The 11,631-nt window shown below is 58.8% G+C and carries 8 protein-coding genes; 3 read left to right on the plus strand and 5 right to left on the minus strand.

The window, feature by feature from the left end; translation table 11 throughout:
• Positions 1-28 precede the first annotated feature (28 nt).
• The 5 genes from I2H81_RS01535 to I2H81_RS01555 form a co-directional block, all read right to left on the minus strand.
• Positions 29-1,039 (minus strand): LacI family DNA-binding transcriptional regulator, encoded by a 1,011-nt coding sequence (locus I2H81_RS01535; protein ID WP_229107991.1) that lies wholly within the window; start codon positions 1,037-1,039, stop codon positions 29-31.
• Between the two features lie 411 nt (positions 1,040-1,450).
• On the minus strand, positions 1,451-1,702 hold the full coding sequence (gene grcA3, locus I2H81_RS01540; protein WP_006234861.1) for an autonomous glycyl radical cofactor GrcA3: 252 nt from the start codon (positions 1,700-1,702) through the stop codon (positions 1,451-1,453).
• 85 nt (positions 1,703-1,787) lie between these two features.
• Positions 1,788-3,839, minus strand: a complete 2,052-nt coding sequence (gene pflB, locus I2H81_RS01545; protein WP_035137643.1) for a formate C-acetyltransferase — start codon at positions 3,837-3,839, stop codon at positions 1,788-1,790.
• 466 nt (positions 3,840-4,305) lie between these two features.
• A complete protein-coding gene (locus I2H81_RS01550) occupies positions 4,306-5,319 on the minus strand; it encodes a 2-keto-3-deoxygluconate permease (protein ID WP_229107992.1) in 1,014 nt (337 codons plus the stop codon).
• Positions 5,320-5,427: 108 nt separating this feature from the next.
• Complete coding sequence (locus I2H81_RS01555) at positions 5,428-6,177, minus strand: SDR family NAD(P)-dependent oxidoreductase (RefSeq protein ID WP_006234857.1); 750 nt, start codon at positions 6,175-6,177, stop codon at positions 5,428-5,430.
• 290 nt (positions 6,178-6,467) lie between these two features.
• On the opposite strand from I2H81_RS01555, the gene I2H81_RS01560 reads away from it, so the two are divergent.
• Genes I2H81_RS01560 through I2H81_RS01570 form a run of 3 tightly spaced genes read left to right on the plus strand, consistent with a single transcriptional unit; the run spans position 6,468 to position 11,136 of the window.
• Entirely contained in the window at positions 6,468-6,917 is a 450-nt protein-coding gene (locus I2H81_RS01560) for a MarR family winged helix-turn-helix transcriptional regulator (protein ID WP_195644272.1), read from the plus strand.
• Complete coding sequence (locus I2H81_RS01565; protein WP_195644273.1) at positions 6,914-9,280, plus strand: ABC transporter ATP-binding protein; 2,367 nt, start codon at positions 6,914-6,916, stop codon at positions 9,278-9,280. The genes I2H81_RS01560 and I2H81_RS01565 overlap by 4 nt, the downstream gene beginning before the upstream one ends.
• Positions 9,280-11,136, plus strand: coding sequence for an ABC transporter ATP-binding protein (locus tag I2H81_RS01570; protein WP_195644274.1), 1,857 nt, complete (start codon positions 9,280-9,282; stop codon positions 11,134-11,136). The genes I2H81_RS01565 and I2H81_RS01570 overlap by 1 nt, the downstream gene beginning before the upstream one ends.
• Positions 11,137-11,631: the final 495 nt, after the last annotated feature.

The following is an 11,631-nucleotide window of genomic DNA, read 5'->3' on the forward strand; positions in this document are numbered from 1 at the left end:
TTGAGGAATTCTTTTGGCACGGGATGAACTACGCGGTTTTGCCCTCAATGAGTTCAACGGGGAGCTTGGTATTCGATTCGGGCTTTTCACCGTTAACAAGAGCGATGATGGATTGCGCCGCGAGCTCTCCGATGCGATCGATATCTTGACGAACGGTTGTTAAGTCAGGCATAAACGTCATAGTGCGGCGGGCGCCATCCGCGCCCACGACCTTAATATCGTCCGGAGCGCTCAAGCCGCGCTGCTTCATCACGTTAAGACAGATAGCCGCCATCGTGTCGTCTCCCGCAAAGATGCCGTCAATATCGGGGTTCTCATCGAGGATCTTCGCAACGACCGCACTCTTTTCGTCATCGGACTTAACGAACTCGACCTCACGGACAAGCGCGGGCAAACCGGCCTGCTCCACAACATCGTGGTAGGCATCGGTACGCTTATTGGCAGGCATGCGCATGCGGCTATTGTTGCGCAGGCACAAGATGCGCGAACACCCGTCATCAATCAGGCGACGCGTGGCAAGTTCGCCGATGCCATAGCTGTCGCTCGCAATCTGAACAGAGGCTTCGCCAAGGTCGCAGTCGATACCAACCAGACTCAAGCCCATCTCGGCATACGCCTCGGCACCGATATTAAGCGAGTTGACGATGACGCCATCAACCATATTGCGTCGAAGCATGTCGATATAAGAACGCTCAAGATCAGGTCGATTGGCGCTATTGCACAGCAACATCTTAAAACCGTTTTCGGCCAGGGTACGCTCAACGGCTTGGACCGCTTGGGCATGAAACGGGCTGCTGACATAGGGGACGATCATACCTATTAGATTCAGGCGACCGTTGAGCATGGCACGGGCGATATCGTTGGGCGTATAGTTGATGCGCTTCATCGCGGCATGGACCTTATCGCGGGTCTCTTGGCTAATATAGCCGCGATTATTAAGCACGCGAGATACCGTAGTAGGCGAAACCCCCGCCACCGCTGCAACTTCCTTGATGCCAGGCTTAGCCGAATCCTTAGAACGAGCGCCCTCGCGAGCCATAGCACCCTCCCCCATCAACATGTCATACGTTTACATACGAACAAAGCATACCCCAACAAGAGCGGGAAGACGGTAACAGTACAAGTAAGTAAACGACTCATCCAAATAATTAGGAAAGTTCCGCCTAAAGGGTGACTACACAGGACCCCAGCCGGGGCTGTTTGGGCTACCTCCCAAAACATTCCGCAGGACGCAAAGAGGCTCGCCGCACGAAGTGCGCAGCGAGCCTCTTTGCATGTCCGAGGACACCAATTTAATTTAGCGTGGTTCCCTAAAGGACGACAACGCAGGAGACCCGGTAAGGCCGGGAGCACTTTGTCTCGCAAACATTCCGCAGCCGCGAAGCGGCGAGGACGTTTGAGAGGCAAAGTGCGTAGGCCTTACCGGGTCTCCGGTGGGAGTTGAGTCCCTTTAGAACTTGTCGTGGAAGGTACGCGCAATGACCTCGTCCTGCTGCTCCTTGGTGAGCGTGTGGAAGTTCACGGCATAGCCGGAAACGCGGATGGTCAGCTGCGGGTATTTCTCGGGGTGAGCCTGAGCGTCGAGCAGCGTCTCACGATTGAAGACGTTGATGTTCAGGTGGTGGCCACCCTTCTCGGCGTAAGCGTCGAGCATGTGGACCAGGTTATCGGCCTGAGTCTCGGAAACTTCAGAAACCTTCATAATGTGTCTCCTTCGATTGATAGGCGCCGGCCGAAACCGGCGCGCTAATCAGTAATCGTTATTGTTAGTATAGCACTAACAATAGTTACTCGCCCAGCTGATCAAGGTCGATATCGCCAAAGAACACCTGGTCCTCCTTGCCGAGCGCACTCGGGATGATGGAGAAGGTGTTGGAGATGCCGTCCTGAGCATCGCGGAACGGGAGCTTGGAAACCGAAGACAGCGAAGCGATGGCGCCGTGGCTATCGCGCTTGTGCATGGGGTTAGCACCCGGGGCGAACGGCTGACCAGCCTTGCGGCCGTCAGGCGTGGAACCGGTCTTCTTACCGTACACGACGTTGGAGGTAATGGTCAGAACCGAGGTCGTGGGCACGGAGTTGCGGTAGGTGTCGTTCATGCGGATGTACTCCATGAACTGGTGCACAACGTCGTGAGCGATCTGGTCGACGCGATCGTCGTCGTTACCGTACTTGGGGAACTCGCCCTCGGTCTCGAAGTCGACGATGATGCCGTTCTCATCACGGACGGGGTGGACCTTGGCGTACTTGATGGCGGACAGGGAGTCAGCCACGACGGAAAGGCCAGCGATGCCCGTAGCGAACCAGCGGTGCACGTGCTTGTCGTGCAGAGCCATCTGGATGCGCTCGTAGCAGTACTTGTCGTGCATGTAGTGAATGATGTTCAGCGAGTTGACGTACACGCCAGCGAGCCACTTCATCATGTCGTTGTACTTGGCCACAACGTCGTCGTAATCGAGCGTATCGCCCTCGACGGCGCGATACTTGGGGCCGACCTGCTTCTTGGAGACCTCGTCAACACCGCCGTTGAGTGCGTAGAGCAGGCACTTGGCCAGGTTGGCGCGGGCGCCGAAGAACTGCATCTCCTTGCCGATGCGCATGGAGGACACGCAGCAGGCGATGCCGTAGTCGTCGCCGTGGTAAACGCGCATGAGGTCATCGTTCTCGTACTGGATCGAGGAGCTGGCGACAGAAGTCTTGGCGCAGAACTTCTTGAAGTTCTCGGGCAGACGGGTCGACCACAGAACGGTCATGTTGGGCTCGGGGCTGGTGCCCATGTTCTCGAGCGTGTGCAGGTAGCGGTAGCTCATCTTGGTAACGAGCGTACGGCCGTCAACACCCATGCCGCCGATGGACTCGGTGACCCACTGCGGATCGCCGGTGAACAGGGCCTGGTACTCGGGGGTACGGGCAAACTTGACCATGCGAAGCTTCATGATGAAGTGATCCACGAACTCCTGGATCTGCTCCTCGGTGAAGGTACCGTTGGCAAGGTCGCGCTCAGCGTAGATGTCGATGAACGTGGAGGTACGGCCGATGGACATAGCGGCGCCGTTCTGCTCCTTGACGGCAGCAAGGTAGGCGAAGTACATCCACTGGATGGCCTCCTGCGTGTTGGTAGCAGGGTTGGAAATATCGAAACCATAGGTCTCGGCCATCATCTTGAGCTCGCCGAGGGCGCGGATCTGCTCCTGCAGCTCCTCGCGATCGCGGATGTTGTCGGCGGTCATGACCGTCGGAGTGGAAGCCTTCTGGGCCTCCTTGTCCTTGATCAGGTAGTCGACGCCGTACAGGGCAACACGACGGTAGTCGCCGATGATGCGGCCGCGGCCATAGCCATCGGGCAGACCGGTGATGATGTGGGCCGAACGGCAGGCGCGCATCTCGGGGGTGTAGACATCGAAGACGCCGGCGTTGTGGGTCTTGCGCTCGAAGGTGTAGCGCTCGACAACGTTCTCGTCGACCTTGTAGCCGTGCTGGCTGGCGGCCTGGCAAGCGATGCGGATACCACCGTTGACGTGCAGAGCGCGCTTGAGCGGCTTGTCGGTCTGGAGGCCGACGATGGTCTCCTTCTCGCGGTGGGCGTTATCGATGTAGCCAGCGGGGTGGCTCACGATACCCGTGACGGTCTTGGTGTCCATATCGAGGACGCCGCCCTGCTCGCGCTCCTTGAGCAGCAGGTCGAGAACCTCGCCCCACAGCTCCTTGGTACGCTCGGTCGGACCGACGAGGAACGACTCGTCGCCCTCGTAGGGGGTGTAGTTCTTCTGGATGAAGTCTCGGACGTCAACCTCTCCCGTCCAGATGCCTTCCTTGAAGCCTTCCCATGCCTCCTGCATTGTGTAACCACGCTCCTAGTTACGTGTAATGCGGCGCTCTCTCACACCGCTGCTTATTGAATTCTTGAATTATCGGCTTGCACTACCGGCTTCTTCCGTTCTTCACCACACGTTGGTACAGGGAAAAACGTTTGTCCACCTTGGAACTGCAACCCAAAACCCAAGATTTCACCCGTTTGAGAAGGATAACATAGCTACCCCCTTCATCAGGGCTGTTATATGTTTCTTTTTTTATACCATTAGGGCGTTTTTAACAAATCCGCAGGAAATGCGAGCGCGAACAACTACCGTTCACCGATTTGTTTGGTATTTTTCCTTGCCTTTGTACGACGTTCACTCTAGCTGTTATGCCAGCTTTAGCAGGGTAAAGTGTCACAGAGACCCTACAGAAACTGCAGGGCGGCCACAGGATCCCCGTGGCCGCCCTGTGGCGTGACTAGTTTTTAGCTTTGATTGCCGCTTGGCATTAGGCGGCTGCGGAGGCCTTGTCGGTCGTTGCCTTGCTGTGACCCTGGCCCTCAAAATGCTTGTAGCACCAGCTGGTGACCAGCGGGGTCAAAATAGCCGTCACGATTGCGCAGGCAGCAACCTGTGCCGTAGCCGTCGCGAGCACGGCGCCGCCGTACATGGCCCCGTTGACGCTTGCCATGGCAGCAGGCGTGGCCACATTGGCTCCGGCGCAGCTCGAAATGGCCGCACCTGCGACACCCGTACCGCCCGTGAGCTTATCGACCGCGATGACGGGAATTGCAAAGATCACCGAGCAGATCACGCCGAGCAGAATACCGGGAAGACCGCCATTAATGAGCTGGCCAAAGGTCATGGTCGAGCCCATTGCAAAGAAGACGAGCACGATGATGGCGGAAAGTGCCGGTGCCATCATCTTCTTAAAGCTGGGGAACAGGTTGCCCAGGATAATGCCGACGACGATCGGCAGGATGGCGCCCACGAGCGACCAGCCAATCGGAGCCTGACCGGCGGCGCCGAGCACGATCATCGTGACCGGAGGGCCGACAACGAGCGTGGTGATGGCGACGGCGCCACGCTCGGCCTCGTTGCCCATGGTGCCCATCAGTCCAGCGTACATAGCGTTGTTGGCACCCGTGCAAGCGGCCAGCATCACCATGGCCGAGATGCCAAACAGGTTGTCGTTGAACACATAAAGGATGAGCAGCGACACGGCAACGACCACGATCTGCTTGACGGCGATGATGATGGCGCCGCGGGCAGCGGCGGCAGGAGCACTCTTAAACGAGATCGTCGTACCGACGATGAGCAAAAATGCGCCCACGAGCGGGCCTGCACCCTGCTGGGTCATGCCAAGCGTAAAGCTGCCGAGCGTTTTGAACAGGTCAGGGAACAGCGTGTTGAGCAGGCAGCCCAGCAAAAGCGGCACCAAAATATTGGCACCCGGGATGGAGGACATCTTAAAGAACGGCTCCTTTGCCGCCGGCGCCTCCACCGCAGTCGATTCACTCATATATATCTCCTTTGGATGCATGCGAATCGAAGCCGCACGCGCCTATGTCAGAAAGAAGGCGACAACCCCGAGTCGCCAGGGTCGCCGCCAAACGATCACCGCGGGGTATTACCCGTCCAGGACGATGCCGCCGTCGCAGTCACCAATCTCGCCGTTCACGAAGCTGGCGAGGTCGGAAGCGAAGAACAGCACCATCTGCGCAGGCTCGCTGGCCTGGGCGGCGCGGCCCAGAGGGATACCGTTGATGATGCGCTGAGAGTTCTCGTCAGAGAGAATCGAGGTCATATCGGTCAACGTGAGCGACGGGCACACGGCGTTGCAGCGGACGCCAAACTTGCCGCCTTCCTTGGCGACTGCCTTGGTTAGACCGTTAACACCGGCCTTGGAGCTCGCGTAAGCCGCGGTGCCGAGCAGGCCGCCACCGATCTTGCCCGCAACGGAACTCACGTTGACGATAGTGCCGGCATGGGCCGCCTTAAAGTGCGGGTACACAGCATTCATCATAGTGAAGGTACCGTTGAGGTTGATGTCGATGGTACGACGCCACTCGGTGTCATCGATCTCGTCGAACTTCTTGGTGCTGATGACGCCAGCGCAGTTGATCAGGATGTTGGTTTGCGGCAGGTCCGTAAAAATCTGCTCGACGGTCTCACGCGCCTTGGGCGCATCGGCAACATCGAGCTGATAGAACTTGTTGCCCTCGCCAAGCTCGGCCACAGCGGCCTCGCCCTTAGCAGCGTTCCTTGCGATGAGCGCGACGTGTCCGCCGCCCGCGACGATGCCCTTGGCGATCTCGAGGCCAATGCCCTGAGTGCCACCGGTAACGATCGCGGTCTTGCCCGTGAAGTCAAATGCCATGACTCCATCCCCCTTTATATAAGGTGTCTCCTTGCGGGAAGTTGGAGCATCGCACGTGGCGATTATATGAGTCCCAGTCGTCATGGTGGTGACAACCCCTCGCCTAACCGCGTGCATGATAATTCTTTGAAACGCTACAATTATTGAATGATTTTAAGTCTTTATACGCTCTTTATATTGACTGGCAGCCACGTAGATTTTTGGGACATGCCTCAAAATCTGCCGGTTAGGATGCGCGCACATGGGTATCATCTTTCACCGAAAATAGTTTCTAGTGTTAGGGGTTTTCGGTGGAAGATACCGATTTCCATGAGCTTGGGCGTCAGCTCTTAACTGAGTTTGGCAGCATGCATCAGCGCATTTCGCGCTTTGCGGACAAAGCTCTCGGCGGCGAGATGGCTGTCATGCGCGCCCTCATACTCGCTGGCGGCTCGCTCACGCCGAGCGAACTCGCTGATCGCGCCTGGGTCTCGAACGCCCGCATCGCCAATATCCTACGCGCTCTCGAAGCCAAGGGCTGGGTTGAGCGTGAGCACTCAAAGACCGACCGTCGTCGCGTACACGTCACGGTGACCGACAAGGGATTCCATGATCTCGAAATCAAGCGTCGGGAATTCGAGAACCGCACCGCGGCTTTCCTCGAGCAGCTCGGCGAAACAGATACCCAAGAGATGGTGCGTCTTCTAAGACATGCCAACGAAATTATCGACCGCAATCAAGAAAGGAGAGATGCCGAGTGAGGATTCTCAAGCTCTTTAAAAAGCATGTCCCAGCACTGTTCGCAGCTATCGTACTTATCGTAATCAGCTGCAACGCCGATCTGGCACTGCCTACCTATATGAGCGACATCGTCGACGTGGGCGTGCAGCAAGGCGGCATCGCCTCGCCCGTGCCCGACACCATTCGTGCCGAATCGCTCGACGACCTCGAACTCTTTATGAGCGCCAAGGACGCCAAGACAGTAGAAGCTGCGTTTGGCAAGGCAGACAAAAACGGCATTCGCACGTACAGGGGAACCGAGGATGAGCGCGCCGACGGCAGCAAGCTCGCCGATATCATGAGCCTGCCCGAGACCGTCGTCCTTTCGCTCAACCAAGGCATCGACGCCAGCTCCATGGGCGACATGATGGGCACGTCCAGCGAGGAGGGCAACAACGCCGCCCCGTCCATGCCCACCCCCGAGCAGATGGCAGCGATGACGCCCGAGCAGCTCGCCGAGATGCAGCAGAAGGCCGCAGCGGCGCAGAATATGCAAAAGCAGATTGATGCTGACGACGGTAAGATCACCATGAAGAGTCTGCGTCTAGGCGTTGAAGGCGACCTAATCGACCAGGGCAAGCTCGTCGAGGGCGCCAACGGTATGGCGGACAAAATGGGCTCCATGTCGGGTTCCATTGTCACGCAGCGCGCCGTGACCTACGTGCAGGACGAGTACAAGGCGCAGGGCATCGACCCCGCCGATGTGCAGAACGCCTACCTGGGCCGCATGGCGACCACGATGTTTGGTCTGTGTCTGGTATCGTTGGTCGCCACCATCCTGACCGGTGCCGTGGCTTCGCGCACCGCCTGCTCCATCGCCCGCGACCTGCGCCGCGAGACCTTCAACAAGGTTATGCACTTCTCGCCGGCCGAAGTGGGCAAGTTTAGCCAGGCCTCGCTCATCACCCGCTGCACCAACGACATTCAGCAGATTCAGATGGCCGCAACCCTGTTTATCCGCATGTGCCTCATGGCCCCCGTCATGGGCATCGTCGCCGTCATGCGCGTCCTGGCCAACCACACCGGCCTGGAGTGGACCATCGCCGTGGCCATCATCGCGGTCTCGGCCGTCGTCGGCGTGCTTATGGGCCTCACCATGCCCAAGTTCAAAAAGATGCAGAGCTTTGTGGACCGCGTGAACCTTACCGCCCGCGAGCTGCTCGACGGCCTTATGCCCATCCGCTCGTTTAACCGCGAGGAGTATGAGCTCGAGCGCTTTGACCAGGCGTCCCTCGACCTGATGACCACGCAGCTCTACACCAACCGAGCCATGAGCTTTATGATGCCGCTCATGATGCTGGTCATGAACTGCATCACCGTGCTTATCGTCTGGTTTGGTGCACAGGGCGTGTCCGACGGCGTGATGCAGGTCGGCAACATGATGGCGTTTATCTCCTACACCATGCAGATCGTCATGGCGTTTATGATCCTCACCATGGTGTCGGTCATCCTACCCCGTGCCGAGGTCGCAGCCGAGCGCGTGGAAGAGGTCATCACTTGCCCCACGAGCATCAACGACCCCGTCTCGCCCAAACTGCCCGCGGCCAGCGCCCCGCGCGGTGAGCTCACCTTCCGCGATGTGAGTTTCCAGTATCCCGATGCCCGCGCCGATGTCATCAGCGGCGTGAACTTCACCACGCATGCCGGCCAGATGCTCGGCATCATTGGTTCCACGGGCTCGGGCAAGTCCACGCTCGTGCAGTTGATTCCGCGCCTGTACGACGTCACCGGCGGCAGCATTACGCTCGACGGCGTCGATGTGCGCGATATGACCCTTTCCGAGCTACGCCGCCGCATTGGCTATATCCCGCAGCAGGGACGCCTGTTCTCGGGCACTGTCGAGAGCAACCTCAAGTTTGCCGGCGACATGGTGAGCGATGATGACATGCGCCAGGCGGCACGCATCACACAGGCCGAGGACTTTATCGCCGAGCGCGAGGGCGGCTACGACTCCCCCATCAGCCAGGGCGGCTCCAATGTCTCGGGCGGTCAGCGCCAGCGCCTGGCCATCGCCCGCGCGTTGGCCAAAAAGCCTGAGGTTGTGGTGTTCGATGACTCGTTTAGCGCGCTCGACTACAAGACCGACGCCCGCCTGCGCGAGGAGCTTGCCAAAAACGTTACCGACGCCGCACTCGTGGTCGTGGCCCAGCGCATCGCGACCATCATGCACGCCGACCAGATTATCGTGCTCGACGACGGCCACGTGGTGGGCACCGGTACGCACGAGGAGCTGCTGCACAGCTGCCCGGCGTACCTGGAGATCGCACAGTCGCAGCTTTCCGCCGAGGAGCTGGGGCTTACCCAAGAAGAGATTGCAGCCGTTATGGAAGGAGGCGAGCACTAATGGCAGACGAGACCAAGACTCAGATTCCCAAACCCACCCGCCAGCGTGGTCCCATGGGCCGCATGGGTGGCATGGGCCGCGGCGAAAAGGCCAAGGACTTTAAGGGCACCATGAGGCAGCTGCTCGGCTATATCGGTCAACACAAGGTTGCCGTGTTTGCCGCCGTCGCCTTTGCCGTGTGCTCGGTCATCTTTAACATTGTGGGACCCAAGGTGCTCGGCCAGGTTACGACCAAACTGTTCGAGGGCCTGGTTGCCAAGGTCAACGGCACCGGCGATGTCGACTTTGCCTGGATCGCCAAGACGCTCGGCTTTTTGCTCTGCCTGTATCTGGCAAGCTCTGCCTGCAGCCTCATCCAGGGCTGGCTCATGACCGGCGTCACGCAAAAGATCTGCTATCGCATGCGCAAGGAGATCGCCGCCAAGATCGCCGTCGTGCCGATGAACTACTTTAACGGACACAGCAAGGGCGACGTGCTCAGCCGCATCACCAACGACGTCGATACGCTCGGCCAGTCACTCAACCAGAGCGTGACGCAGCTCATCACGTCGGTGACGCAGATTATCGGCGTGCTCGTCATGATGCTTTCGATCAGCCTGCCGCTCACCGGCGTTACCGTGCTCACGCTGCCGGCAGCCGCGATTATCCTGACCGTGATGATTCACTTCTCGCAGCCGTACTTCCGCGAGCAGCAGCAGGTCCTGGGCACCGTCAACGGCATTATCGAGGAGGACTTTGCCGGCCAGAACGTCATTCAGGTGTTTGACCGCGCCGAGGCCTCGATCGAGGAGTTCGACCGTCAAAACGACCGCCTCTTTATTAGTGGCTGGCGCTCGCAGTTTCTGTCGGGCCTGATGATGCCGCTTATGAGCTTGGTGGGCAACATGGGCTACGTGGGCGTCGTCGTGGTGGGTGCGCAGCTCGCGCTGACCGGCAACGCCACGCCCGGCGACATCCAGAGCTTTATCCAGTACGTGCGCAACTTTACGCAGCCGGTGCAGCAGCTGGGCAACGTGAGCAACACGATGCAGTCGATGTCCGCTGCCACCGAGCGCGTGTTTGAGTTCCTGGCCGCGCCCGAGGAGGAGCAGAAGGCCGACGCGCAGATTCCCGAAAAGCGCCCCGGTCACGTTGAGTTCGACCACGTCAAGTTTGGCTACACGCCCGACAAGACCATCATCCACGACTTTAGCTGCGAGGCACAGCCCGGTCAGACCATCGCCATCGTCGGCCCCACCGGCGCCGGCAAGACCACGCTCATTAAGCTGCTGCAGCGCTTCTACGACGTGGACGGCGGCTCGCTGCGTGTCGAGGGCGTCGACGTGCGCGACTGGGACCGCGCGGCGCTGCGCGGCGAGTTTGCCATGGTGCTGCAGGATACCTGGCTGTTTAACGGCACCATCCGTGAGAACATCCGCTACGGACGCCCCGACGCGAGCGATGCCGAGGTCGAGGCCGCTGCACGCGCCGCACGCTGCGATCACTTTATCCATACGCTCGCCGGCGGTTATGACTTTATGATTAACGAGGAGGGCACCAACCTGTCGCAGGGTCAGCGCCAGCTCGTGACCATCGCCCGTGCCATTTTGGCCGACCGCCCGGCGCTGATTCTGGACGAGGCGACCTCCAACGTCGATACCCGCACCGAGGAGCTCATCCAGCGCGCCATGGATGCGCTGATGCAGGGCCGCACGAGCTTTGTCATCGCGCATCGCCTGTCCACGATCCGCAACGCCGACGTAATCTTGGTGATCCGCGACGGCGACATCGTCGAGAAGGGCACACACGACGAGCTGCTCGCCCAAGGCGGCTTCTACGCGGACCTGTACAACTCGCAGTTCGACGAAGCGGCGTAAAACCGGCGGCAAACAACCGCAATACCCAAAAACGGGGGCGCAGAATGAACTGTGCCCCCGTTTTTTGTTCTGCGGCCCTCGAACCGCCTCCCCCGGGACCTGATTAACGGCCTCCCTCAAGGCCCCGTGGACAAAAAATGGCAAATATGAGTACTGTCACCTTTTTAGTAACAGCCAAAACTGCCCCAAACGACCTCTTTGCGGCCTAGATATGCCTTCAAATTGATCAAAATGCCCGGTAGCATGCTTCTGTGTGCCAACGTTAATGAACATATTTACTGTTGTGTCTATTATCTTGTAAGATCGATATGATACTACGCTAGCAACAGTACTCATATTTGCCATTTTTTGTCCACAGGGTATGCCGCAGAAGATCCAACTTGCTCCAGCGTGCCGTACGTTGGCCCTCCCCTTCCGGCGAGCGCCGACATTTCCCCAGATAAAACCGACCAAAATAAACCTGTCCCTTTTCGGCAGGTTTCACTTGCACTTTAG

It is taken from the genome of Collinsella aerofaciens, assembly GCF_015561195.1.
Taxonomy (GTDB): domain Bacteria; phylum Actinomycetota; class Coriobacteriia; order Coriobacteriales; family Coriobacteriaceae; genus Collinsella; species Collinsella aerofaciens_AC.